The organism is Glutamicibacter sp. AOP5-A2-18, assembly GCF_052446055.1.
GTDB lineage: Bacteria > Actinomycetota > Actinomycetes > Actinomycetales > Micrococcaceae > Glutamicibacter.
The window spans coordinates 69,121-94,633 of sequence record NZ_JBQSVW010000001.1 but is presented as its reverse complement, the minus strand read 5'-3'; the positions used below and the strand labels follow the sequence as shown (position 1 = coordinate 94,633).

23 protein-coding genes and 3 rRNA genes are annotated in these 25,513 nt (G+C 56.3%); 6 read left to right on the top strand and 20 right to left on the bottom strand.

Annotated features, from left to right (window positions below; genetic code table 11):
* Positions 1 to 706 precede the first annotated feature (706 nt).
* Positions 707 to 1,159: a MepB family protein gene (locus ACT3RW_RS00470; RefSeq protein WP_444612461.1), complete on the top strand. Its 453-nt coding sequence runs from the start codon at positions 707 to 709 to the stop codon at positions 1,157 to 1,159.
* Between the two features lie 18 nt (positions 1,160 to 1,177).
* On the opposite strand, the gene ACT3RW_RS00465 is transcribed toward ACT3RW_RS00470, so the two are convergent.
* The 5 genes from ACT3RW_RS00465 to ACT3RW_RS00445 form a co-directional block, all read right to left on the bottom strand.
* Complete coding sequence (locus ACT3RW_RS00465) at positions 1,178 to 2,374, bottom strand: type II toxin-antitoxin system HipA family toxin (protein WP_444612460.1); 1,197 nt, start codon at positions 2,372 to 2,374, stop codon at positions 1,178 to 1,180.
* Positions 2,371 to 2,571, bottom strand: a complete 201-nt coding sequence (locus ACT3RW_RS00460) for a helix-turn-helix transcriptional regulator (protein WP_444612459.1) — start codon at positions 2,569 to 2,571, stop codon at positions 2,371 to 2,373. Before ACT3RW_RS00460 ends, ACT3RW_RS00465 begins: the two co-directional genes overlap by 4 nt.
* Positions 2,572 to 3,054: 483 nt before the next feature.
* Positions 3,055 to 3,171: ribosomal RNA gene (gene rrf / locus ACT3RW_RS00455) — 5S ribosomal RNA — on the bottom strand.
* 165 nt (positions 3,172 to 3,336) lie between these two features.
* Positions 3,337 to 6,472, bottom strand: a 23S ribosomal RNA gene (locus ACT3RW_RS00450).
* A gap of 676 nt (positions 6,473 to 7,148) precedes the next feature.
* Positions 7,149 to 8,674 (bottom strand): 16S ribosomal RNA (locus tag ACT3RW_RS00445).
* The 16S, 23S and 5S rRNA genes sit together here, the layout of an rRNA operon.
* A 469-nt stretch (positions 8,675 to 9,143) precedes the next feature.
* Here ACT3RW_RS00445 and ACT3RW_RS00440 point away from each other — a divergent pair.
* Both ACT3RW_RS00440 and ACT3RW_RS00435 read left to right on the top strand, forming a co-directional pair.
* The gene (locus tag ACT3RW_RS00440; protein WP_444612458.1) at positions 9,144 to 9,275 is read left to right on the top strand and encodes a hypothetical protein; all 132 of its coding nucleotides are present in this window, start codon (positions 9,144 to 9,146) and stop codon (positions 9,273 to 9,275) included.
* 22 nt (positions 9,276 to 9,297) lie between these two features.
* Complete coding sequence (locus ACT3RW_RS00435; protein WP_444612457.1) at positions 9,298 to 10,044, top strand: nitronate monooxygenase; 747 nt, start codon at positions 9,298 to 9,300, stop codon at positions 10,042 to 10,044.
* Positions 10,045 to 10,062: 18 nt separating this feature from the next.
* On the opposite strand, the gene panC is transcribed toward ACT3RW_RS00435, so the two are convergent.
* The 13 genes from panC to dacB all read right to left on the bottom strand — a co-directional run bounded on the left by panC (position 10,063) and on the right by dacB (position 22,280).
* Complete coding sequence (panC, locus tag ACT3RW_RS00430) at positions 10,063 to 10,935, bottom strand: pantoate--beta-alanine ligase (protein ID WP_444612456.1); 873 nt, start codon at positions 10,933 to 10,935, stop codon at positions 10,063 to 10,065.
* A 4-nt stretch (positions 10,936 to 10,939) separates the two neighbouring features.
* On the bottom strand, positions 10,940 to 11,806 hold the full coding sequence (locus ACT3RW_RS00425; RefSeq protein WP_444612455.1) for a Rossmann-like and DUF2520 domain-containing protein: 867 nt from the start codon (positions 11,804 to 11,806) through the stop codon (positions 10,940 to 10,942).
* Between the two features lie 2 nt (positions 11,807 to 11,808).
* The gene (locus ACT3RW_RS00420) at positions 11,809 to 13,167 is read right to left on the bottom strand and encodes a PH domain-containing protein (RefSeq protein WP_444612454.1); all 1,359 of its coding nucleotides are present in this window, start codon (positions 13,165 to 13,167) and stop codon (positions 11,809 to 11,811) included.
* A complete protein-coding gene (locus ACT3RW_RS00415; protein ID WP_444612453.1) occupies positions 13,164 to 13,661 on the bottom strand; it encodes a PH domain-containing protein in 498 nt (165 codons plus the stop codon). The genes ACT3RW_RS00420 and ACT3RW_RS00415 overlap by 4 nt, the downstream gene beginning before the upstream one ends.
* Positions 13,630 to 14,091 (bottom strand): DUF3180 domain-containing protein, encoded by a 462-nt coding sequence (locus ACT3RW_RS00410; protein ID WP_131089732.1) that lies wholly within the window; start codon positions 14,089 to 14,091, stop codon positions 13,630 to 13,632. Before ACT3RW_RS00410 ends, ACT3RW_RS00415 begins: the two co-directional genes overlap by 32 nt.
* The gene (folK, locus tag ACT3RW_RS00405) at positions 14,088 to 14,921 is read right to left on the bottom strand and encodes a 2-amino-4-hydroxy-6-hydroxymethyldihydropteridine diphosphokinase (protein WP_444612452.1); all 834 of its coding nucleotides are present in this window, start codon (positions 14,919 to 14,921) and stop codon (positions 14,088 to 14,090) included. The genes ACT3RW_RS00410 and folK overlap by 4 nt, the downstream gene beginning before the upstream one ends.
* Positions 14,908 to 15,810 (bottom strand): dihydropteroate synthase, encoded by a 903-nt coding sequence (gene folP / locus ACT3RW_RS00400; protein ID WP_444612451.1) that lies wholly within the window; start codon positions 15,808 to 15,810, stop codon positions 14,908 to 14,910. The genes folK and folP overlap by 14 nt, the downstream gene beginning before the upstream one ends.
* Before the next feature lie 7 nt (positions 15,811 to 15,817).
* On the bottom strand, positions 15,818 to 16,396 hold the full coding sequence (gene folE, locus ACT3RW_RS00395; protein WP_444612450.1) for a GTP cyclohydrolase I FolE: 579 nt from the start codon (positions 16,394 to 16,396) through the stop codon (positions 15,818 to 15,820).
* Positions 16,397 to 16,405: 9 nt separating this feature from the next.
* Entirely contained in the window at positions 16,406 to 18,331 is a 1,926-nt protein-coding gene (gene ftsH / locus ACT3RW_RS00390) for an ATP-dependent zinc metalloprotease FtsH (RefSeq protein WP_262198778.1), read from the bottom strand.
* A 107-nt stretch (positions 18,332 to 18,438) separates the two neighbouring features.
* A complete protein-coding gene (gene hpt, locus ACT3RW_RS00385) occupies positions 18,439 to 18,990 on the bottom strand; it encodes a hypoxanthine phosphoribosyltransferase (protein ID WP_131089727.1) in 552 nt (183 codons plus the stop codon).
* A gap of 49 nt (positions 18,991 to 19,039) precedes the next feature.
* Positions 19,040 to 19,981, bottom strand: a complete 942-nt coding sequence (gene tilS / locus ACT3RW_RS00380; protein ID WP_444612449.1) for a tRNA lysidine(34) synthetase TilS — start codon at positions 19,979 to 19,981, stop codon at positions 19,040 to 19,042.
* Positions 19,978 to 20,898, bottom strand: a complete 921-nt coding sequence (locus ACT3RW_RS00375) for a zinc-dependent metalloprotease (protein ID WP_444612448.1) — start codon at positions 20,896 to 20,898, stop codon at positions 19,978 to 19,980. The genes tilS and ACT3RW_RS00375 overlap by 4 nt, the downstream gene beginning before the upstream one ends.
* Positions 20,899 to 20,915: 17 nt before the next feature.
* Positions 20,916 to 22,280, bottom strand: a complete 1,365-nt coding sequence (gene dacB, locus ACT3RW_RS00370) for a D-alanyl-D-alanine carboxypeptidase/D-alanyl-D-alanine endopeptidase (RefSeq protein ID WP_444612447.1) — start codon at positions 22,278 to 22,280, stop codon at positions 20,916 to 20,918.
* A gap of 97 nt (positions 22,281 to 22,377) precedes the next feature.
* Here dacB and ACT3RW_RS00365 point away from each other — a divergent pair, with 97 nt between their 5' ends.
* Entirely contained in the window at positions 22,378 to 22,857 is a 480-nt protein-coding gene (locus ACT3RW_RS00365) for an inorganic diphosphatase (protein ID WP_131089724.1), read from the top strand.
* Between the two features lie 51 nt (positions 22,858 to 22,908).
* Here the strand turns inward: ACT3RW_RS00365 and ACT3RW_RS00360 are convergent, their stop codons facing one another.
* Positions 22,909 to 23,265 carry a YciI family protein gene (locus ACT3RW_RS00360; protein ID WP_444612446.1) on the bottom strand — a complete coding sequence of 119 codons (357 nt, stop codon included), beginning with the start codon at positions 23,263 to 23,265 and terminating at the stop codon, positions 22,909 to 22,911.
* A 62-nt stretch (positions 23,266 to 23,327) separates the two neighbouring features.
* A complete protein-coding gene (locus tag ACT3RW_RS00355) occupies positions 23,328 to 24,536 on the bottom strand; it encodes a DNA recombination protein RmuC (RefSeq protein ID WP_444612445.1) in 1,209 nt (402 codons plus the stop codon).
* 83 nt (positions 24,537 to 24,619) lie between these two features.
* On the opposite strand from ACT3RW_RS00355, the gene ACT3RW_RS00350 reads away from it, so the two are divergent.
* Together ACT3RW_RS00350 and ACT3RW_RS00345 are read left to right on the top strand one after the other, a co-directional pair.
* Positions 24,620 to 25,258, top strand: a complete 639-nt coding sequence (locus ACT3RW_RS00350) for a pyroglutamyl-peptidase I family protein (protein WP_444612444.1) — start codon at positions 24,620 to 24,622, stop codon at positions 25,256 to 25,258.
* 9 nt (positions 25,259 to 25,267) lie between these two features.
* Positions 25,268 to 25,477: a hypothetical protein gene (locus ACT3RW_RS00345; RefSeq protein ID WP_444612443.1), complete on the top strand. Its 210-nt coding sequence runs from the start codon at positions 25,268 to 25,270 to the stop codon at positions 25,475 to 25,477.
* Positions 25,478 to 25,513: the final 36 nt, after the last annotated feature.

Below are 25,513 nucleotides of genomic sequence, written 5' to 3'. Positions count from 1 at the left end.
ATTTCTGAAAGTCAAATCAATTGTTTGTGATTTGAATCAGTATTCATGGTTCCCATTCTTCAACATCTTTTCCACAGTGACCTGTGCAAAACCGTTGATATTCTGGGGTTTTGCCTCCGATTTACATCCGGTTATTTCTTCCGTTTTGCTCTCGGCGACAAGGAAAAACTATACACAGGTTTGGGGGGTCGTGCAAATCGGTGAGGTGGTTTGTTGCGGTGACCGTGCACACTTAATTCCGGAGGTGTTGCTTCGGCCCTGAATTTAGGCTCAGTCACTGCCCATAATTGGCGTGGTCGCGCTCAGCAGTTAGTTGCTGGTTCATCGAGGCGTAGCGCATCAGATTTCTGAAAAGGTCGTAATCGCTGTCCCATAAGACGGACCGGCATACTAGGAGCGCTGTATCAGTGGCAGCACACCCGCCGTAGCTATAACTGCACACGCAGGAGCGTGACCGGGCAAGACTGTCACCCAAGAAAGTAGCGAGCTCGAAGACGGTGCTCGCCCTACAACCACCTAGGTCTCAGCAGACTACCAACACGGTCCGGCTGTCCCTGATGACCTAGCCCATGACAAGTCATGCGGTTCTACGCAGGTACCCACCCGTCCGATACGGTGTAGGAGCAGTGCACTCCGAATCCAAGGAAGCCGCTAGTAGTAACCGGCCAGAACACTGCAGCTGCCTTGGTGATCAACGGAAAGCGGGATGAAGTCTTTGAAGTACACCGTGTTAGAACGATACTGCCTCCTCACCGGGCAAGAGCACAGTGAGGTGACTGCCGAAGAGCAGCACAGCGATTACCAAGCCGGGGTCACCGAGATCGACGGACAACGGTGGAGAATTCGGACCGCAAGGATCACGCCAACGAAGTCAGGTGGGTTCGTAGCCATATGGCAACGAGACGCAACCGGGGCTACCGTGCCCTTCGAGTCTGAAGTCGGACTCCATGGAGTCATGGTTTTCATCGAAGAAGCCGAACACTTCGGAGTCTTCCGGTTCACTCAACAGCACCTGGAGGCTCTGGGCGTCTTCGCCTCAGCAAACGCTCCAGGTAAACGCGGCTTCCGTGTCTATCCATCCTGGACCACTGGGCTAAAGGGCCAACCGAAGAAAAGCCAAGACGAGCAGCTACCCGCATTCTCGGTACTAGCAGACTAACTATTAGTGCCTAGAGACCTACTCCAGCTCCATGCGCCGGAACCTCAGCTCTCGTTGAGCACCCCGAAGAGGCGACCCATCAAACGGGAGTTCTTCGAGATCCACCGCCATGGCCGCTTTCATGGCAAGCTGGTTAGCCGATTGAGTTGCACGCTCAGTTAGTCCAAGCTCGGCTGCAAGTTCCGTCCAGTGCTTCTTCTTGAGGTTTTTTGCTTTACCCGCAACCGTCAGCGCCATAGTGTCATCGCCGTAGACCAAGGTGCAGGGGATGTCATAGATGGGCGCAACGCTAAACCGTCCATGCTCATCGGCCAGGATCGAAGCATTCTTTCCATGCAAGTCGCCGTTGCCAGTCAGCCAAGCAAAGAGGAACTGGATGTAAAGATTGCGTCTGGCGAGCACCGGGGCCTGGCACTGACGCGCTAGTGCATCGATAACTTGTTCCGTACTCACGGCATACTTGCTCGCAGGCGGAAGGTTTAGTACCTGCATGGCATCCTCGAGCGCTAAGCGAAGCGGATTATCCGGTCCCCCACTGGCTTTGCGGTCGAACCGCTCAACCAACAGTCCTGAGTTGCCCACTGAGTCCCGAACGATCCGGTGATTTGCCACCGGAAGTTTGAGCGCCCGTGCAGCATCTAGATGTTGTGCCTCATTCACCACCAGATACGGGTGGTCTCGAGGATCAAGCTTGAGCAGATAGGCGTTGCTCTTGAAGTTCACTGGCGTTGTCAGCATCGTTGCGCTGATCTTATCCTGCACGCCAGGTATGGAATGTCGATCAAGAGTATGTGCGAGAACAGAGAAGTCGAAGTTGGCTGCGTTACTGAATTCAGCAACCACAGGAGTCTGTTCTAAGGCAGAGCCTGTTGGGACTATACGAACATTGCCTGGGGTGTCAGAACCAACGGCCATCAACAGCGTCAGCTCGTCAGACAGGCTGGTCTTAGTCGCGTCTTTGAGGACAGTGAGCCGGTGGCCTTCTGGCAATAGACCAGAGAAGAACGCCGGCAGCGCACCGCCGGGTCCAACGTACGAATCCGAAGAAACCGGCAAAGATGTAGCAATCGCCGAACCGCCACCTGCCAGATAGGTTTCGCCATAGCTGAAGGCGACACTTCCGTCGGTTTGCCGGACCAGATAGCCAGCCAGACTTTCGTTGCAGTAGACATCGGCTTGGGTGACAAGCTTGAGTTCCTGGAGTTGCGGGGTCATTTGGCCACGGCGATCCGCAGGCCGAGCACATTCGCTACAGAAAGCACAGCTTCTATGGATGGGTTTCCTGCTCCGCGTTCTATGGAGCGCAGCGTACGTTCAGAGATGCCGGCTAGCTCGGCCAACTGCTCCTGAGTCAGACCATTCTGTTTTCGTGCGCGTTGCAGTTCGGCACCGAGTTCCGTCACTGAGTTCATGAATGATCCTCTTTCGGCAGTATCTCGCCGATTGGCGACATTCTGCTCTCTATCATTCATCAAGTCGCCCAATTCGGCAAGAAATTACCGAAATTCCAATAGAGCGACGGTTAGTGCCCATCAAAAGATCCGATAGGCAGGATTATGCCGATATGAGACTGCCGAGCACTGGATACGGATATCTGCAGAGTAGTAATTGCGGCACCACCTGGTGCCTGTTCCGTGTGCTACCTGGAACCTGCCGGCCCCTCATCCTCGTCGGCGGCTGTAGACGGCAGCCCAATCTAGTCGTTAAACAGGAAAAAGGGGGTCGAGCTTCAGCTCAACCGCCAACTACCAGCAACCAGCAACCAGCAACCAGCAACCAGCAACCCACGATCAGCGGCCGACAATCAGCAACCAACCCACCGTTGGTGGTTAAACAGGTGAGGCCCCAACCAAAAGGTTAGGGCCTCAAACCAACATTCATCTTTATTAAGTTAAGTCCGGCGGTGACCTACTCTCCCACACCCTCACGAGTGCAGTACCATCGGCGCAGTGGGCCTTAGCTTCCGGGTTCGGTATGGGACCGGGCGTTTCCCCCACGCTATGACCGCCGTAACAATCACGAAGCACACAAACCAATTTTCTGGTGTTGTATGAAACGATGCGACAAAAACTACTTGTCAAGTCTCATGTTTAGTTTCGGTTGTCGAGTTGTTGTCTCGTAACCGCATAGTGAACGCGAACAGCAATGATCTTATTAGTCATTATTGTATATATTGTGTGTTGAAAGTCATCGGCCTATTAGTACAGGTCAGCTACACAAGTCTTTAGTCCTTGCTTCCACATCCTGCCTATCAACCCAGTGGTCTAGCTGGGGGCCTCACACACTCAAGGTGCATGGAAATCTCATCTCGAAGCAGGCTTCCCGCTTAGATGCTTTCAGCGGTTATCCCTTCCCAACGTAGCTAATCAGCGATGCACTTGGCAGTACAACTGACACACCAGAGGTTAGTCCGTCCCGGTCCTCTCGTACTAAGGACAGCCCTTCTCAAATTTCCAACGCGCGCAGCGGATAGGGACCGAACTGTCTCACGACGTTCTAAACCCAGCTCGCGTACCGCTTTAATGGGCGAACAGCCCAACCCTTGGGACCTACTCCAGCCCCAGGATGCGACGAGCCGACATCGAGGTGCCAAACCATGCCGTCGATATGGACTCTTGGGCAAGATCAGCCTGTTATCCCCGAGGTACCTTTTATCCGTTGAGCGACGGCCCTTCCACGAGGTGCCGCCGGATCACTAGTCCCGACTTTCGTCCCTGCTCGAGCTGTCACTCTCACAGTCAAGCTCCCTTGTGCACTTACACTCGACACCTGATTGCCAACCAGGCTGAGGGAACCTTTGGGCGCCTCCGTTACATTTTAGGAGGCAACCGCCCCAGTTAAACTACCCATCAGGCACTGTCCCTGAACCAGATCATGGTCCGAAGTTAGGTGACCGGTACAGCCAGAGTGGTATTTCAACGATGACTCCACCTGAACTAGCGTCCAAGCTTCACAGTCTCCCACCTATCCTACACAAGCTGCACCGAACACCAATACCAAACTATAGTAAAGGTCTCGGGGTCTTTCCGTCCTGCTGCGCGTAACGAGCATCTTTACTCGTACTGCAATTTCGCCGAGTTCATGGTTGAGACAGCGGGGAAGTCGTTACTCCATTCGTGCAGGTCGGAACTTACCCGACAAGGAATTTCGCTACCTTAGGATGGTTATAGTTACCACCGCCGTTTACTGGGGCTTAAATTCTCAGCTTCGCAACAAGTTGCTAACCGGTCCTCTTAACCTTCCAGCACCGGGCAGGAGTCAGTCCGTATACATCGTCTTGCGACTTCGCACGGACCTGTGTTTTTAGTAAACAGTCGCTTCCCCCTGGTCTCTGCGGCCCACACCCGCTCACAACTGCAAGAGCTGATCACGGGGCAGGCCCCCCTTCTTCCGAAGTTACGGGGGCATTTTGCCGAGTTCCTTAACCATGATTCTCTCGATCGCCTTAGTATTCTCTACCTGATCACCTGTGTCGGTTTGGGGTACGGGCGGCTAGGACCTCGCGCCGATGCTTTTCTAGGCAGCATAGGATCACCGAATCACCCACCAAAGTGGGCGCCTATCAGGTCTCAGACATCATGAACCGCGGATTTACCTACGACTCGTCCTACACCCTTGGACCAGGTCAATTCCATTGCCTGGCTCGGCTACCTTCCTGCGTCACACCTGTTAATACGCTGACCTCACTGCATCGGTTCCCACCACATCAACCAACAAAAACACCCGAAGGCATCAACAGTTGGAATCCATCATGGTTAGCATCAACAGCTCAGTATGGGCGGTCCTTCGCCGGTACGGGAATATCAACCCGTTATCCATCGACTACGCCTGTCGGCCTCGCCTTAGGCCCCGACTAACCCAGGGCAGATTAGCTTAACCCTGGAACCCTTGATCATTCGGCGGACGGGTTTCTCACCCGTCATTCGCTACTCATGCCTGCATTCTCACTCGTATAGCGTCCACCGCTGGTTTACACCGCGACTTCACCCGCTATACGACGCTCCCCTACCCATCCAAACGCCCAATCCGAAGACCAAGCAAATATTTGAATGACGCAACTTCGGCGGTGTGCTTGAGCCCCGCTACATTATCGGCGCGGAATCACTTGACCAGTGAGCTATTACGCACTCTTTCAAGGGTGGCTGCTTCTAAGCCAACCTCCTGGTTGTCAAAGCAACTCCACATCCTTTCCCACTTAGCACACGCTTAGGGGCCTTAGTTGGCGTTCTGGGCTGTTTCCCTCTCGACTATGAAGCTTATCCCCCACAGTCTCACTGCTACGCTCTCACTTACCGGCATTCGGAGTTTGGCTAACGTCAGTAACCTTGTAGGGCCCATTAGCTATCCAGTAGCTCTACCTCCGGTAAGAAACACGTAACGCTGCACCTAAATGCATTTCGGGGAGAACCAGCTATCACGAAGTTTGATTGGCCTTTCACCCCTACCCACAGCTCATCCCCTCCATTTTCAACTGAAGTGGGTTCGGTCCTCCACACGCTCTTACACGCGCTTCAACCTGGCCATGGGTAGATCACTTCGCTTCGGGTCTAGATCACGCCACTCAAACGCCCTATTCAGACTCGCTTTCGCTACGGCTTCCCCACACGGGTTAACCTCGCGACGTAACACTAACTCGCAGGCTCATTCTTCAAAAGGCACGCCATCACCCAGGAACAAGTCCCAGGCTCTAACGGATTGTAAGCGCACGGTTTCAGGTACTATTTCACTCCCCTCCCGGGGTACTTTTCACCATTCCCTCACGGTACTGATTCACTATCGGTCATCAAGTAGTATTCAGGCTTACCAGGTGGTCCTGGCAGATTCACACAAGGTTTCACGGGCCCCGTGCTACTCGGGTATCAACACTAGAACGGCAGACACGCATTACACCTACGGGACTATCACCCTCTATGGTCCGGCATTCCAACCGATTCACCTATACGCCTGCACCTCATCCCACCAGCAAGATAGCGCTGGTACATGTCAACCCCACAACCCCGATGATGCAACGCCTATCCGCTATCACACACCAACCGGTTTAGCCCCATCCGCGTTCGCTCGCCACTACTAACGGAATCACTATTGTTTTCTCTTCCTGCGGGTACTGAGATGTTTCACTTCCCCGCGTTCCCTCCACACAGCCTATACATTCAGCTGCAGGTCACACCACATAACATGGTGCGGGGTTCCCCCATTCGGAAATCCTGGTCTCAACGTCCGGTTATCGACTCCACCAGGCTTATCGCAGATTCCCACGTCCTTCATCGGCTCTTGATGCCAAGGCATCCACCGTGCGCCCTTAAAAACTTCAACACAAAACAAAGTTCTCAGAATTGAGCAATAAAACAATCTAACAAAATCACACAGACAAGACTCAAACACCCTACAACCCAAGGAAAAAGGGTCATAAGACTCATCTCATCTGCAAGATGCTCGCGTTCACTATACAGTTCCCAAACAACAACCCCACACCCCCACAAACACACCCACCAACAACAACCCAAAAGGACTATTGCTCGTACCGAGCATGCCTGCAGCAAACACAGGACAAACACCGAAACACCAAGAACCCCGCCACCCAAGAAGACAATCAACCAACCATCACAACACCAACCCCAAAAGGCCAGCACCACAACACTTGATCAAATCATCCACCAGGGACGGAGGCTTGTTGCCTCAAAACCCAACAGCATGCCAAACCATACAAACCACACACCATCAACACCCACATTCCAACACCACCACCACACACCAACAAACCCACCCAAAAGGACGGATTCACTCATGTGAAGTAACAATGCGTACTCGCAAGCACCAACACCATACAGCCACAGCCAATACCCCGACACACACCCCAACCACTCATAATGAGGACCAGCGTGCGCACGTTTTCCAGTATTGAGTTCATTGATATTCCACCCATGAGCAACCCACCCGTACAACACTCGTGCACAGACATGGGCAACCATAATAATGGTTAGCTCCTTAGAAAGGAGGTGATCCAGCCGCACCTTCCGGTACGGCTACCTTGTTACGACTTAGTCCCAATCGCCAGTCCCACCTTCGACGACTCCCCCCACACAAGGTGGTTAGGCCATCGGCTTCGGGTGTTACCAACTTTCGTGACTTGACGGGCGGTGTGTACAAGGCCCGGGAACGTATTCACCGCAGCGTTGCTGATCTGCGATTACTAGCGACTCCGACTTCATGGGGTCGAGTTGCAGACCCCAATCCGAACTGAGACCGGCTTTTAGGGATTAGCTCCACCTCACAGTATCGCAACCCATTGTACCGGCCATTGTAGCATGCGTGAAGCCCAAGACATAAGGGGCATGATGATTTGACGTCATCCCCACCTTCCTCCGAGTTGACCCCGGCAGTCTCCCATGAGTCCCCACCACTACGTGCTGGCAACATGGAACGAGGGTTGCGCTCGTTGCGGGACTTAACCCAACATCTCACGACACGAGCTGACGACAACCATGCACCACCTGTGAACCAGCCCCGAAGGGAAACCCCATCTCTGAGGCGGTCTGGCACATGTCAAGCCTTGGTAAGGTTCTTCGCGTTGCATCGAATTAATCCGCATGCTCCGCCGCTTGTGCGGGCCCCCGTCAATTCCTTTGAGTTTTAGCCTTGCGGCCGTACTCCCCAGGCGGGGCACTTAATGCGTTAGCTACGGCGCGGAAAACGTGGAATGTCCCCCACACCTAGTGCCCAACGTTTACGGCATGGACTACCAGGGTATCTAATCCTGTTCGCTCCCCATGCTTTCGCTCCTCAGCGTCAGTAAATGCCCAGAGACCTGCCTTCGCCATCGGTGTTCCTCCTGATATCTGCGCATTTCACCGCTACACCAGGAATTCCAGTCTCCCCTACATCACTCTAGTCTGCCCGTACCCACCGCAGATCCGAGGTTGAGCCTCGGACTTTCACGGCAGACGCGACAAACCGCCTACGAGCTCTTTACGCCCAATAAATCCGGATAACGCTTGCGCCCTACGTATTACCGCGGCTGCTGGCACGTAGTTAGCCGGCGCTTCTTCTGCAGGTACCGTCACTTTCGCTTCTTCCCTACTGAAAGAGGTTTACAACCCGAAGGCCGTCATCCCTCACGCGGCGTCGCTGCATCAGGCTTTCGCCCATTGTGCAATATTCCCCACTGCTGCCTCCCGTAGGAGTCTGGGCCGTGTCTCAGTCCCAGTGTGGCCGGTCACCCTCTCAGGCCGGCTACCCGTCGTCGCCTTGGTGAGCCATTACCTCACCAACAAGCTGATAGGCCGCGAGTCCATCCCCCACCGATAAATCTTTCAACAACCCACCATGCGGTAAGAAGTCATATCCGGTATTAGACCCAGTTTCCCGGGCTTATCCCAAAGTCGGGGGCAGGTTACTCACGTGTTACTCACCCGTTCGCCACTAATCACCCGTGCAAGCACGGGGTCATCGTTCGACTTGCATGTGTTAAGCACGCCGCCAGCGTTCATCCTGAGCCAGGATCAAACTCTCCATAAAAAAATAAAAAGCCATCAGCAACCCCTCGGAAAATAAGGGCGAAACCAATGAAGTCCTGGCGAATAAAAAACACTCAAGAACATCACACGGGGGTGCAATGCCTCAAGCAAATGTTATGTATTCACCAAATAAAATAAATATTCGGTATCAACAAACTTGGCACACTATTGAGTTCTCAAACAACAAACACTCTCGACACCACAACCACCATTTCTCAGTGACTGCTTCGCTCCGGAGCAACTTTTCTAGCCTACCATGTTCCGTGACCCGGTCAAAACCGGTCGAAACGCTTCAGTGAAAAGTGATTTGCTACCGGGTAAACAACTCGTATATTTCGTGTTGTTTCCGTTCCGGCAACAGATAAAAACTATACAGAGGTTTCCACGATGTTACAAATCAAGGGGCCGCGTTCTAGGTCACATTAACCTTGCTGTCCTACTGAGGCACATGAACGAACTTCAACGCACCTATGGCAGGAGCTGCCGGTGGCGCTTTGGCAGCGGCGGTTTTGTTAGCTGGCGGAGTCGGCATGATCGGAGTATCCGGTTCCTCAAAGGAAGAGTGGATCCAGGAACAAGTTGGGCACGTTGCCTCCCCTTGATACACCCTGGGGTGTTGGCTTTATGGCGTGGTCTCTGAAAACGAATCTATCCCCGCTGGAAATCTTCCTCGAATACGGTCCGTCGCTGGTGTCTCTAAGTTTTGGCGACGTCAGCCGTGGTGCGCCCCTAGCTCACGAAGCCGGAGTGCTGACCGCAATGCAGGTAGACAACGCAGCGGAGCTTGAACGGGCCATGGACGATGACATCGACATCATCATCACCCGTGGTAGTGAAGGCGGCGGGCATGGGCGCAATCAAGCCGGAACCTTGCCACTACTACAGCTGGCCACACAGCAACAGCTGAAGCCAGTAGTTGCTGCCGGTGGCGTTGGCACGGCCAGTGGGGTTGCGGCAGTGCTGGCCGCGGGTGCCCAGGCGGCGTGGGTCGGCACCCGTTTCTTATCTGCAACACAATCGTTGGGACATGAAAACGTCAAGCAGGTAGTGCGAGCATCCGGGATGGATGACACCACCTACACCCGGGCGTTTGATATTGCCCAGCAACTTGCTTGGCCCGCGCAGTTTCGCGGTCGAGCCCTGCGCTATGAGTTCAGCGCATCCCACGAGGATTTGTCCTCTTGGGATGCGACCGAAGAACTACGCGAGAAGATGGTGACCGCTCGCGCAGAGGCTGCCGTCGATATTGCCCCGGTGTATGCCGGGCAGGCGGTTGAGTTTGTTACCGCGCCGCAGTCCGCCCAAGAGATCATCGCCGAGCTGGCGGGTTTCCGCCAGGTGCTTGCCGCTGCTTCGCGGCGTTTCCGCTAAGAACGCTTCGGCTAAAAGCTAGGCAGAGATCGTCTGGTTGTCGATCAAACGCACCTTGCCAACGGTGGCTGCCACAAGGATCAGGCCTTCACCGGTGAAGGGAGTGTCCTGGCAGTTAAACGCCAGCTCTTCTAAGGTGTTGGGATCAACCACCGTGAAGTAGTCAAGCTGAACCAATGGTTCCATTTGGAACAGGCCAATGGCGTCCTCGATGTTTAGTGGCTCATGGTTGGCCGCACGATCGGCGATGAGCTGGATGGAGCGGTGCAACACCAGGGCCGCTTCCTTCTCTGCCTCGCTGAGCAAGGCATTGCGGCTGGAGAGGGCCAGGCCCTTTTCACTGCGTACGATCGGCACCGAACGAAGTTCAACCGGGTAGTCCAGGTCGCCAACCATACGACGGATCAACACCACCTGCTGGGCGTCCTTCTGCCCAAAGTAGGCGCGGTACGCACCCTGGCGTGGATCAGCTAGGTGCAAAAGCTTGGAAACCACGGCAAGCATGCCGTCAAAGTGGCCCGGACGTGAAGCACCTTCGTACAGCTCGCCCATGCGTCCCGAGGCCAGCTTTATCAATGGCAGACCTGCGTGGTAAATCTCCTGCGCCTCGGGGGCGAAGATGATGTCCACCCCGGCCTCGGCGGCCAGTTGCACATCGGCTTGGAGCTGGCGTGGGTAGCGGGCGTAGTCGCCGGCGTCGTTGAACTGCAGCTCGTTGACAAAAATCGAGATGACAACCAGTTCATTTTCTTCACGCGCGATACGGAACAGGGAACCATGACCCTGGTGCAAGGCGCCCATGGTGGGAACAAATCCCAACGATCGGGGATTAGCCTCGGCGATGGCCGCCTTCAGTTCCTGGCGGGTTTTACAAATTTTGGGGGTTTTCACCCCTCTATTCTAGAACTCGCAACAGTTCTTCGAGTGTGCCTTGTGAGATAAGCCCTCGATCGGCCGCCCGCAAGGCGGTAGCCCTCGAGAGGCTGCGGTAGGAATTGTTGGTTTCCGCCGGGTCGCTGGATAGCGCGTCGAGGTGTGCGGTGACGGTGCCGATATCCCCGCGAGCCACCGGCCCGGTCAGTGCGCCGGCTCCCGAGCGCAGGGCGTTATCTAGGCTGGCGCTCATCAGTGCGCGCAAGGTATTGGCCGGATCTTCCACCCCGATGCGACGCAGAATATCGGCGGACTGCGCGGTGATGGTGTTCAGGTGGTTGGCGGCGTGGGCCAGGGCCGCGTGGTAGCTGGCGCGATCGGCTTCTGCAATGACCACCGGTTCGGCGCGCATTTCCACTACCAGCGCTTGGGCTACCGGCAGCATCACCTCGTCGGCGGTGACCGCAAAAACGCAGTCGGTGAGCCGGGCCAGATCCATGCTCATTCCGGTGAAGGTCATCGCCGGGTGCATGGCTAGACCAAAAGCGCCAACATCTAGCGCCGGTTGTAAGATGCTGGTGCCAAATCGTCCGGCGGTGTGTGCGATCAGCTGGCCGGGTTGGATATGCCCGGCGGTGGCTAGGCCGGCCACTAATTCGCCAAGCACGTCATCGGGTACCGCAAAAAGTACCAGTTCGCTGCGTCGCAGAATTTCGGGCGGGTCCAGGATTTCAACCCCGGGCAGCAGTGCCACGGCGCGGTCCTGCGATGCTTCGGAGACCGCGTGGATCCCGGTGATTCGGTGTCCGCTGGCGGCTAAGGCGGCACCTAGTACGGTGCCAACTTTGCCGGCCGAGATGATGCCGATTCCCAATCGTGGTGCGTCCACTTCTACCTTTCGACCTGGCGTGTGGCTTGGGCCAGGGTAAATTCTGCTGCGATCTGCGCATCAACCTGATGCAGGTGGCCGATGATATTGCCGCCCGCGCAAAATAGGCGGACCCCGGCTAGTTTACGCTTTTGCTCCCATGGGCCCTGGCTAAATTCCATTCCCTGCACCCGAGAGTGCGGGACAAAGGTGGCAGTGCGGGCCAGCCAACCGTAGCGGGAGATCACGGTGGTGTCGGTGACCAAAAATCCTTGGTGCTTCCAGGCTCCCGGGGAGAGTGACTTGGCTCGGGAGGGGGAGCCGATGAAGCCGTGCTCATAACCTGTGCTCACCGCGGTGGCCAGCACCTCGCGCTGGTTAATGACGCCAAGATCGGGCAACAAAATACCCATGATGCGGGTGACCGATTCAAAGTCGCCCACGGGCAGGACCTGAAAATTATCTGCGTCATCGTTTTTGGTGCCCAGCACGTTAACTTCCACCTTGTACCAGCCGACCAAGCGCCAGAGCAGCGGGGCGGTGACGCAAATGGCTTGGACTCGACCGGCGGGGATGGAGTGTTGCCGGGTGTCGGCCAGCCCGTAACTGATGCGCATCCCGGTGTCCATGGCGCTGGCGGTGTAGTTCCAGCCTTGGTTCAGTTGTTTGTAGAACCAGCTGCCAAAACTGAGCAGCACCGGCAAAACACCGGCGATGATCCCTTGGACGCCGGTGAGCCACAAGATGACCATGGTCAGGCAGGCCAGCGTGCCGATGACTATCGGAAGCTGGAGGAACAAGGAAGCTAAGAGCCGGCCGATCGGGACCTTGGCCATCAGTGGCAGAGTTGCTGGGTTTGGGTCCGCTTGGTTTGGGGCCGCCGGATCGGTCAGGACCCTGGCTTCGCTCGGCGTTCCTGAGTTCGCGCGTTCGAGGATGAGCTGGCGCAGGGCGTGAGCGTCGGCCTTGGAGAGGAAGGCTAGGCGCAGTACCGATTCGGAGGAATCGGCCACGTCAAAGCGGAGCTCGGCTAGACCCAGTAGGCGGGCCACCAACGGTTGGGCAATATCGATGCCCTGCACCTTATCGATGCGCGCCTGTTTTTGGCTGCGAAACAGCGTGCCGGAATTAACGTAAACGTGGCTTTCGGTGAGCTTGTAGCGGGTGAAATACCAGGACAGGAAATAGAAGACGAGCACCACCAGTAGGGCCGCGCCAGCTAAGCCGAGGGTCCATAGCAGCCGGTCTCCGGCAAAGCGTTCGGCGAAGGACAGCTCATCGGTGTTCTGCCAGTAGATGTAGAGCAAACCAACGATGGCCAGCCAGCCATGAACAAATGGGCTGGCCGGGTGCACCCGTTGCCATGTGTCGTTGTTGCTCACAGCATTTTCTCTTCGCCGGCCGAGACCAGCCGTTCACGCAGGGCTTGGCCTTGCTCCGAGGGCAAGCCGTACACGTGGGCGGTGGCTCCGGCGCCTGCGGTGTTTAAGGTCAGCTGGCACAGTCCGAAACGTCGTTCCAAGGGACCGCTGTTGACCTCAACGTATTGCATCCGCCCGTAGGGAATGACCACCTGCTTGCGCCACATCACCCCGGATCGGACAATAAAGTCTTCTTCGCGCTCTAGGTAGCCAAGGGCTAACACTTGGCGGCGCAGAATCCGCAAGATCAGGAGGGCAATCACCAGTGCCAACACCGGAGCGCCGATCGCCAACCATAGGGGCGTGGAAACCCCGGCCAGTAGGAGCACCCCCGGAATCAGCGTCACCAGCAGGATTACTCCCCAGGTGATCGCCCAGGTGGTGAGCTTCACTTTGAAGTAGCTCGGGTGTGCCGGGGTGAAGCTATTCGGTGACCACGGAGTCGTTGCTGTCATCGGTATCCTCTGGGGGTAGCTTGCACAGGTGTTGGACAATGTAGCCAATAACCACCATAAGCACACCGGCCCCGGCCAGGACCAATCCGCGGCTCAGGGTGGGGCTTTGACCGCTGGCCAGCCAGAGGGTCAGGATCGATGGCAGGTGCCAGCCGGTAATCACCGCTCCGGCGTAGGCCGAGGCTTGGGCCAGCACCAGGGTGCGGGCTGCGGCGATCGGCTCAAAGTGGGATTTTCCCATCGAGGATCGTTTAACCCGGATCCCCAAAAAGAGGATCACCGCGCAGACCGCAGCCAGGGAGAACAGCGCCGAGTAATCCAGTACCGGGGCGTAGCGCCCGGCGGCGGTCAGTGCGCTCAGTGCGATCCACCCAGCCACCGCGCCAAACGCGGCGCACAACAGAACCCAACGCAGCTTCAGCTTGCTCATAACCGGATGATGTCCTTGGTATCGGCGGCGTTGGCGGCCAACCGGGAAACCAGTTGACCCTCAAGTACCGCGTCGGGGTCCATCCAGCTCCATGGGGCCAGCACAAAACCGCGGATCGCGGCCCGTGGATGTGGCAAGGTCAGCCGTTCATCGCTCAACCGCAGGTGATCGTAGGTGATCAGGTCCAGATCCAAGGTGCGTGCTTCCCAGCGAACCTCGCGGGTGCGATGGTGCTTGGCCTCAATGCTCTGGCATAAATCCAAGAGCTGATGCGCCGACAAAGTGGTGCGAACCTGGATCACCTGATTGGTGTAATCGGGCTGATCTGGTGGGCCACCGACCGGTTTGGTGATGGCCAATGGCGAGCAGCGCAGAATTTCTAGCTCTTGCGCCAAGTCTTTCACCGCAGCCGCCAAGGTGGCCTGCGGGTCACCCAGGTTAGCACCGAGGGCAATGATGGCGGTGTGCTGCTTCTGCGTGCGAGTCAGCGAGATGGTGACGTCGGTAAAAGGCACCGGAATCGGCGCCTGCGGCTTATGGACCACCACGTCAATTTCCAGCACGCTCGGGTAGGCGGCGAGAATCGCCTCGGCAATTTCACTGCCCAGCTTCTCGATCAAATCCCACGGCCCGGCCTGAATCTGTTCAACCACCAGCTCGCTGACTTCGCCGTAGTGCACGGTGTCTAAGACGTTGTCGCTGGCGGCGGCTCGGGTGATATCAACGTGGAGCACCACGTCGATGATGAACTTCTGCCCGTCGCGCTTTTCGTGGTCAAAGACCCCGTGATAGCCGGTGGCAGAAATGCCGTAGATGCTAATGCGATCCATAAGCCTGCACGACTTCAATGGCGTCGCGGCTGCCAATTACGTCGTGAACCCGTACGGCCCAGACCTGGTCTTTGGCGGCCAGCACGGTGGTTGCCGCGGTGGCGATATCGCGTTCAAGTGGCTTGCGGCTAGTACCGGCCTCGGCGAGCAGCGAACCCAAGAATCGTTTGCGGCTGGTGCCGATCAGTACTCGGTGACCCAGCTCTTCGATGGCCGCAACGTTGGATAACAGGGCCCAGTTGTGTTCCGCGTCCTTGGCGAAGCCCAGTCCTGGATCGATGATGATCTGCTCAGGCGCCACACCCATGGCCACAAATTCGTCACGCAGGCTACGTAGTTCATTGATCACTTCGGTGACAACGTCCTGGTAATTTGCTTCGGCCACCATATTCTGTGCGGTGCCGCGGCGGTGCATCAGCACATAAGGTACACCGGTTTCAGCGATCAATTCCGGCATGCCTGGCTCATAGGTCAGCCCGGACACGTCGTTGATGATGTGGGCACCGGCGTTGATGGCAGCCCGCGCCGTGCTCACGTGCATGGTATCTACCGATACCACCGCTCCGGCTTTCACCAGAGCTTCGATGACCGGGATGATCCGCGACTGCTCCAGGGCAGGGTCAACATCCTTGGCGCCGGGGCGCGTGGACTCTCCGCCGACATCGATGATGTCAGCACCCGAGTACAGCAACTTCAGCCCTTGATCGATGGCGGCATCGATCGAAAGGTACTTCCCGCCGTCGGAGAAGGAATCTTCGGTGACGTTCAGGATGCCCATGACCAGGGTGCGGTCGGTGCGAAGATCAGCCATAGTCTTCTTCTTGGACTTGCGGATCACTGGCAATGGGCTGGTGTTCGGGCCGGTGCCCGGGATAGCTCCAAGGGACAAGAGGTTCCTACCTTCCGAGGATCAGGCTCATGGCTTCGGCGCGTGTGGCGGTTTCCCGCAGCTGTCCACGCACCGCACTGGTCACGGTTTTTGCTCCGGGCTTTTGCACCCCGCGCATCGACATGCACATGTGCTCACATTCGATGACCACGATCGCCCCGGCCGGGTTCAAGTGCTCCACCAGCGAATCAACGATCTGCGTGGTTAAGCGTTCTTGAACCTGCGGGCGACGGGCGTAAACCTCAACCAAGCGAGCCAGTTTGGACAGGCCGGTGACCTTGCCGCCCTTGCCCGGGATGTAACCAATATGGGCTGATCCGTAGAAGGGCACCAGGTGGTGCTCGCAGGTTGAGTAGAACGGGATGTCCTTAACCAGGACCATCTCGTCGTGCTCGATGTCGAAGGTGGTGGACAGGTGGTCCGCCGCGCTCTGGTGCAAACCAGCGAAGAATTCCGCGTAGGCCTTAGCAACCCGGTTTGGGGTGTCTACCAGGCCGTCGCGATTAGGATCTTCACCAATGGCTTCGAGAATCTCGCGGACGGCTGCCGCGATTCGCGGCTGATCGATCTGTTGTTGTTCACTCACGCTTCGATCCTAGTCGGTCGAGGAAGCTGCGCGCTCCTTGGGGCTTAACACCGGGCCTTGTGCGTGCACTGGGCGTTCCTGATTACTCAGCCACACATCACGAATTTCGCGCTTTTGCAGATCGGTGAAGATCTCCGCGATTTCCTTCTGGTTCAGCGTCTCGTGTTCCAGCAGGGCCAGGGCCAGGCGGTCAAGCACGTGGCGGTTGATCATCAGTGCTTGGTAGGCGTCGTTGTGGGCCTGCTCGATCAGCTCGCGCACTTCCTGATCCACCAGGTGGGCCATTTCATCCGAGTACTCCCGCGAGGAAGTTCCCATCTGCTGGTCCGCGGCCGTGCCGGCCAAGCGTACTGCGCCCACCTTGTCGCTCATGCCGTATTCGGTGACCATCTTGCGTGCGGTGTCGGTTGCCTTCTCGATGTCGTTTGAGGCACCGGTGGAAGGATCGTGGAAGACGATCTCTTCAGCCACACGACCACCCATGGCGTAGGCCATCTGGTCCAGCAATTCGTTGCGCGTCACCGAATACTTATCGGACTCCGGAACCACCATGGTGTAACCCAGGGCGCGGCCACGAGGCAGGATGGTGATCTTGGTGACCGGTGCGGTCTGGTTCATCGCCGCAGCCACCAGAGCGTGTCCGCCCTCGTGGTAGGCGGTGACCTTGCGCTCGTGCTCGTCCATCAGTCGGGTACGCTTCTGCGGGCCGGCCATGACGCGGTCAATGGCCTCATCCAGTGCGCGGTCGTCAATCAGGTTGGCGTTCGAGCGTGCAGTGAGCAGGGCAGCTTCGTTGAGCACGTTGGCCAAATCGGCACCGGTGTAACCCGGGGTCTTCTTGGCTACGGCGTTCAAGTCCACGGTGGCATCCATTGGCTTGCCCTTAACGTGTACTGCCAGGATCTGCTCGCGACCCTTCAGATCCGGTGCTTCCACTGGGATCTGACGGTCAAAGCGGCCTGGGCGCAGCAGGGCTGGGTCCAGAACGTCAGGACGGTTGGTGGCAGCGATCAGGATGACGTTGGTGGTGGCGTCAAAGCCGTCCATCTCCACCAGCAGCTGGTTCAGGGTCTGCTCACGCTCATCGTTACCGCCACCGATACCGGCGCCGCGGTGGCGACCTACGGCGTCGATCTCATCAACAAAGATGATCGCTGGGGAATTGTTCTTGGCCTGTTCAAACAGGTCGCGGACGCGACTAGCACCCACACCAACAAACATTTCAACAAAGTCAGAACCGGAGATCGAGTAGAACGGTACCTGAGCTTCACCGGCGACGGCTTTAGCTAGCAGGGTTTTACCGGTACCTGGAGGGCCGTAGAGCAGCACACCCTTAGGGATCTTGGCGCCCACGGCTTGGAACTTAGCTGGTTCTTGCAGGAATTCCTTGATTTCGTGGAGTTCTTCCACGGCCTCATCGGCACCGGCAACGTCCTTGAAGGTCACCTGCGGCATGTCCTTGGTGATCAGCTTCGCCTTGGACTTACCAAACTGCATGACCTTGGAGCCGCCGCCCTGGGAGCGGGCGAGGATGAACCAGAAAATACCGGCAATCAGCAAGAACGGAACAATCAAGCCGAGCATGGAAAGCAACCAGTTGCTTTCCACCGGCTGATCGGTGAACTTATCTGGCTCGGCCTTATTGATCGCGTTAACAACCTGACCAGCACGTGCGGTGGAGTAGTAGAAGCTCACCGACTTGCCCTTGTCTACGCCATCCACCTTGAGGGGATCGCGTAGTTTCAGGTCGACTCGCTGGTCTTTGTCATACATTTTGGCGTCGGTGACGTTGCCGCTGGTTAGCTGCGACATACCCACCGAGGTGTCTACCTTGGCAGAGTTATTGCCAAAAACCATCGGCAAGAACAGCGCAACAGCGATAACGCCAAGTAAAACCCAAATGATCCAGCTGTTAAAAAGCTTCTTCGTTTTCATTGATCCGCAAGGCCCCGCGCCTCACGCATCCCCCTCACGCACTACTAAGGCGTCCGGGTCACGCCACCTTCGATACTTCTCAACGCCCTAATGGCGAAAAAAGTTCCCTACTGGTAGATATGCGGAGCCAGGGTGCCCACGCAATCTAGGTTGCGGTACTTTTCCGCGTAGTCCAGGCCGTAACCCACGACAAATTCATTAGGAATGTCCATGCCGACGTACTTAACGTCGATTTCAACCTTGGCTGCCTCTGGCTTGCGCAATAGTGCACAGATTTCTACCGAGGCTGGGCCACGGGATTCAAGGTTCGACTTCAGCCATGACAAGGTCAAGCCTGAATCGATAATGTCTTCAACGATCAAAACGTGCTTGCCCATCAAGTCCGAGTCAAGGTCCTTGAGGATACGTACAACGCCGGAGGACTGGGTGCCCGAACCGTAGGAGGATACTGCCATCCAATCCATGGTCAGGTGCGACTCGAGCGCACGGACCAGGTCAGCCATGATCATCACAGCACCCTTGAGCACACCCACTACGAGAATGTCGCGGCCCTTGTAGTCCTTGTCGATCTGCGCGGCGAGCTCTGCCACGCGTGCCTGAATTTCTTCTTTGGTGTACAGAACATGCGCCAGATCGGCTTCGACTGCAGTGGAATCCACGAGGGTTCTCCTGATTCTAGAGGTGTGGTACTTACCTAGAGTGCCACATTTAATGATGTGTTGTTGAGCCGGTACTCGTGAAAACTATCACCGAGCTTCGCCTAAAGGCGCTGATTTTGCCATCCAGTTGCACCGGACCAGCAGATTTGGACTTAGGAACGCCGATTCCGCCCAGCGCGCACAGCGCCCGTGTTCGCTCATGGCCCACATTTTTTGCGCCAGATTCGATGGCGGCTAGGCGTAACACTCGGGAAGCCACCGCCACCGGCAACCGAGCTAGTTCCTCAAGTTTGGTTCCGTGGGCTGTCTTAGCTTCCTGCGCCCAGAGATCCAGAGCCGCAGCATCAGCGGCTGCCAGCGAGGCGGTTCGAGCCAATGCTTCAGACACATGTTCGCCAAGCTGTTCGCGCAGAAATGGCAGGACGTCATGCCTGATCAGATTCCGCCGGTAACTGGTATCAGCATTGCTCGGGTCTTCCCAGTACTCCACTGCGGCATCCTGGCAGATCGCCTCGGTCTGTTCCCGGGTCAGCTCCAGTAGGGGCCGGCGGTATGGTCCACGTTCCGCTGGCATCCCGGCCAAGGACCTGGTGCCCGAACCGCGCAGCAGACCGAGTAATACCTGCTCGGCCTGATCATCACGAGTGTGGGCTAACAACAATTGTTGGGCGCCAGTCTGGGCCAGCGCCTGCTCAAACTGTTCATACCGCGCTGCACGGGCCGACGCCTCATCACTGGAGGTCGACACCCTAAACACCAGCACCGGAGCCAAGCCCAACTCTCGGCAGGTTTGCGCAGTTTGCTGCGCAACCTGGGCACTGTCAGCTTGCAAGCCGTGGTCCACGATGACCGCCCCAAAGGCGGTAGGTAGCGATGCAGCCACAATGGCTAATGCCAATGAGTCAGCTCCGCCGGAGACTCCAATCAGGCTCAGCCCCGGACCACTGACCTGGGCGACAGCGCGACGGGCATCGTGAAAGGCTTGATTCATCGGGTGCGGGCCAACCAGCGTTCTGGATGATCTAATTCGTCAGCGTTGGGGAAGAGTTCACGGGCAGCAAAGATCTCGTTGAATCCCTCGTAGCCGATTTCATCAACTATGTGCCTGACAAACTTTGCTCCGCGCTTATATTGCAAAGCCTTTTCATCCATGCCCAAGAGCTTGCCCAATAGTGTGGCCCAAGCCGAACGGTTTTCTCCGCGGGCTTCAAAGCGTCGGCGGATGGTCTTGATGCTGCGGATCGAGGTGACATCATTCATCACCACCATGGCGTGACCTTCAAGCACGGACATGATGCTGGTCAGTTCACTGACCTCAGACTTCATAGACTTCAGTCGATCACCGAGCTGACTCATTGAGTTCTGTCCGGCCATTGGCTCAAAGGCCTGAGCAAGGATAGATTTCATCACTTCAGGAATCCATGGTGCTTGCTCAAACTGCAGGCGGTGGGTCTGCTCATGGGTAGCAATCCACAGATAGAAGTCTCTGGCATTCACATTCAAGTCGCCGCGAATCTGGGTGATAGTTGGCGCGTTGAGCAATAGTCGTGGTCCAACAAACGGGTCAAACTGGCCCAGTACTCGGGTACCTAGTACCGAGAGCACTGCACCCAGTTCGGCTCCGGCTACGGCTGGCACCATGGCTGGTACATCAAGCTCAGCCGGCAGCATCGCAGCAAAGTTCTGGCTGACGGCTTTGGCCCAACCGGCTCGATCAACCACGAGGGTCTGGGACGGTGCGGTGGAGACCAGCTTGGAGATTTTCTCCGCTTCAACTAGTCCTTCGCCGGCTGCGATGCGCAGTTCTTCAACAATGCGGGCGGCATCTTGTTTAACGATTTTTGGCCCTGCAGGCATCAGCGTTTTGGCGGCGCTGGCCGCCAGTTTCCAATCAACAAGTTGTTTCATGTGCTATTCCTGCTCCTTCAGCTCTGGCAGCCACAACCGCGGATGGCGGTTACGGCTGAGTCGATGGTCGGCTTATGAGGTGCGAGTGTTCCGTTGGGTTGGTGGGCAAAAATTGAGAAGACCAGCAATCGCCCATCTTGGGTCACGGTCATTCCAGTTAGTGTGGCCACCCCGGTCAGCGATCCGGTTTTGGCGTGTACTAATCCAAGCGTAGATTCCTGACCTAAACGCTGCATCAGAGTTCCGCTATAACCGGCAACCGGCAGCGAATAAACCAACTCACGTAGTTCTGCTTTGGGACTGGTGGCTGCTGCACGCAGCACTGCGGTCAGGGCTGCTGGCGAAATTTTATTATCGGCCGCCAGACCGCTGGTATCTCTTAATTCTGCGCCTTGCGCTCCGTGCTCCGCAACGACATCTGCCACTGCTTGACCACTTTGTGCTGGTTCCAAACCACGCTTGATGGCGACCAAACGCCCCATGGTTTCGGCAATATAGTTATCGGAAACCAACAGCATATGTTTAATGATCTGACGCAGTGGCGCGGATTTCACTTCCGCAATCTGCTCACCGCCGTCATAGGCTCCGCGGCCACCTTCGTTGACCTTAACCGAGGCGCCTAGTTCTTTGCTGAACACCTTGCGTACTTGTTCGGCAGCATCAGATTGGTAGGCAGTGTCGGTGCTAAATCCGGCGCGTCCTGCATAGTGCGCTATCGGGTAGACCTCGGCAATGTTGTTTGAGGTGAACAAGGACTTGTCCCACGCGGAATTATTGTGGGCGTCACCAAACAAGGAGTCGTCAACCCACAAAGAGACTTCGCTGACCCCGCGAGATTTAAGTTCTTTGGCGGTCTGTTCGGCTAAGGTCGCTAATCCGGCGTAACCCTTGGCCTGGCTAGGATCAGACTTTCCATCCCCGAGCAGTACATCTCCCCCACCACGTAAGACCAGAGTGTTTCCGTCCAACAACACGGAGGTTGATAGTTGGCTATCGCCACCCAAGGTATCGAGGGCGGCGAGGGCAGTGACTACTTTCAGGCTCGAAGCTGGCGTACCTTTTGTGTCAGCGTTTCTGTCATAAAGAACATTTTGGCTGGCAACGTCGACAACTTGAGCATTAAAAGTGGTGCCGTCTGGATTATCGGCCAAGATGGCATCCAGTTGCGCGCCTAGTGCCGCCGAGTCCGGTACCGGGGCATTCGGATCAAGATCTGCCACCGCTGCGGGGTCTTCTTTTGCCGCTTGAGCACTAGCGGGAGTGTAAAACGCTTCAGGTTCTCTGGTGAAAAATCGAGGGGCCAACATCATGGCCAAAACCATGCCAATCACGGCCAGAACGACCACCCCCAGCGTAATCGCGCGTCGGGCGGCAGTGTTCATATGGTTACATTCCTCTCGAAGTTTTATCGAAGGGGCCCCAAGGGGCGATACGCTTATTATCGGATATCCCTAAGACTAGTTTAGGAGTGTGCTTTTCATGAGCCACGACGTGACCATCGAGATCCCTTCCGGATCACGCGTCAAGTACGAAATTGACCACGAGACCCACCGCTTGCGCCTGGATCGAGTGCTCTTCACTTCCATGCAGTACCCAACGCACTACGGTTACTTTGATGACACCTTGGGCGAAGACGGCGATCCATTGGATGCCCTAGTCTTCATCCCTGGTGTTGATTTGATCCCCGGTGTCATTGTTGAATCCCGCCCAATCGGCGTATTCAACATGACCGACGACGGTGGTGGAGATGCCAAGCTGTTGTGCGTTCCAGCCGACAAGCGCTTTGACCACATCAAGGAACTTGAGGACATTGACGAATGGCTGATCAAGGAGATCGAGCACTTCTTCACCCGTTACAAGGACCTGGAACCAGGCAAGTGGGTTAAGGCTGAAGGTTGGGAAGGTCGCGAAGCTGCTGAAGCTGAGTTGGCTCGCTCCATCGAGCGTTTTAAGGCCTAGTCACTAGACTTGAGCTGTAATGGCGGTGACCTCTTGGGGTCACCGCCATTTTTAACTTTCGGGGTCATCTTGGAAGACACGAAGTTCTTGCGCGCAGCGGCAAGCGGCAGCAAACTTTGCCGCCCAGAAATTTGCCGCCCAGAAAACCGCCTGCTCATAGGATGGGAGCTCTAACACCGCGTAGCCTCCCTCAATCTGCGCAGTCTGCGGATAGGTGCCGGGATGGATGACCCTCTGCGCATCAACCATGACTGGCGCGATGCTCTCATCAATCCCTCCGCCAAACACCCAAACCCCTGCGGCCTTCGCTTCGCGTAAGACTTCATGGGCTGCCTGCGCCACCGCCTCCAAGTCCTCCTCAGGAAATTTCATGTCCGGGCTGGGAAATGAGATGAGGTACTTGGACATGTTTTCTCCTTGGGATTACGCCGCTATTTGCGCCTAGCGTAGTCCTGAGAACACGGCTGATACTAGGCTTCGGGAAGCAATCCGGTGAGAACGTCTTCTTGAGCGGAGACTTCCATGGTTTGCACATCGCGCAGCGTCTTTTCCAGAACCCGGCTTCGCGTACCTGCTGCGCTGACGGTGTTCTGCGCCGCGGAGAGTTGCTTGCCCAATTTGTCCCAGACATCTCCGTACTTACGGAATTCTTCCTTGGCTGCCGAGAGTACCTGCCACACTTCGCTGCTGCGTTTTTCTATGGCTAGGGTCCGGAAGCCCATTTGTAGCGAGTTGAGCAGACTCATCAGGGTGGTAGGGCCGGTGACCAAAACTCGGTGCTCGGTTTGTAGCTTGCTAGCTAAGCCCGGACTGCGAACAACTTCAGCAAAGAGCCCTTCGGTGGGCAGGTACATGATGGCAAAGTCGGTGCTGTAGGGCGGGGCGATGTACTTGCTGGAGATCAGTTTCGCCTGCTCGATAATTGCCCGGTCAAGCGCCTTGGCCGCAACGTCAGTTGCCGCCTTATCTCCCGATTCTTGGGCATCAAGCAACCGCTCATAATCTTCTTGGGGCAGCTTGGAATCGATAGGTAGATAGATGGTTCCTGCCTCACGTCCAGGCAAAATCACGGCAAACTCCACCACTTCACGGCTACCCGGAACAACCACAACGTTCTGCTCATATTGGTCTGCGGTCAGAATGTCTTCAAGCTGACGTGAGAGCTGAACTTCACCCCATGAACCACGGCTCTTCACATTGGTCAGTACACGCTTTAGTCCACCGACATCTTGGGCCAGAGACTGCATTTCGCCCAAACCCTGCTGGACCATTTCCAGTCGCTTGCTGACCAGCTCGAAGGATTCGCCCAGACGCTTCTCCAAGGTTCCCTGCAGCTTTTCATCCACGGTCTCGCGCATCTTCTCCAGCTTGGCCTCGTTACCCGCGCGCAACTTCTCCATCTCTTGCTGGAGTAGATGCTGGATCTGAATATGCCGGTTGGCGTTGGATTCGCTCATGGAGCTCAGCTTCACGTCAATCTCCGTGCGCACTTCACCCATGCCCTGGCGCAGTTCATTTCGCTGGGTCCCTAGCTCTTGGCGTAACTCGGAATTTCCGGCCCGCACCGAGTCCCAGATCTGGACTTCATCGTTGCCTGCCGTGCGGCGAATCAGCAGCAATGCGACACATGCCGTTGCGAGAATATTGAGGATGACGAGGACTAAAACCGCGATAATCATGAGCACCTATCCAGAAGCTATTGATCTGACGTACACCCAAGCTCTACCAGCATGCACCGACAGTTTGGGGTCATAATGGGTTCATGCATTTTTTGGTGACCGGCTTTGAGCCCTTTGGCAACGACCAGTTCAACGCCAGCGGCGAAGCCGTGCAGCTGCTTCCCGAACAAGTTGCTGGTCACCAAATCAGCACTGCCATCCTGCCGGTTTCATTCAAACGTTCAGGAGAGTGTCTCAAAGCGCTCCTGGCTGAACGTCAGCCGGACGTTCTGATCTGTGTGGGTGAGGCTGGCGGCCGAGCTGAAATCAGTATTGAAGTTCTGGGATTTAATGAGGATGATGCGCGCATTCCGGACAATGATGGCGCCCAACCTTCCATGGCGCCCATCATCCGTGGTGGAGAGCAAGTTCGAAGTGCAACCCTAGATCCCCAGCTAATCCTGGATGCGTTGCAAAAATCTGACCACGGCACCTACCTTTCCGAGGATGCCGGAAGATTCGTTTGCAACCACGTCGCTTACCTTGCCTATGGGCAGGAAGTTCCTGCACTTTTTATCCATGTACCGGCACTTCGCCCCGAAGGGCAGAAAGCCACCGTGGGTGCCGAAACTGACGCAGGAGAAACTGCTACAAACGATAAGTTAGGTCCCGGCTATACCCTCACTGGACTAGGCGCCGCACTGACCGATGCGCTGTCGGCCCTGATCAGCCAGAACAAATAGACTACTGACATGAATCTCTTCACCCTGGACCTATTTGAGGCAACAGTTCTTTTGCTGTGGATTGCAGGAGTCATCTTCGTGGGCTGGGGCTACTTCTTGCATCGCTCAGCGAACCGCCTAATAATGCTGTTGGTGTCCCTATGCATTCCCGGATTTGGTATTTGCTACGCTGCCGTTCAGGCAGTTCAAAAACTCACCCTCAAGAAGAACTTGGGCTAGATCATGAACTCACCGACGCTTCGCTGGCTGGACTGA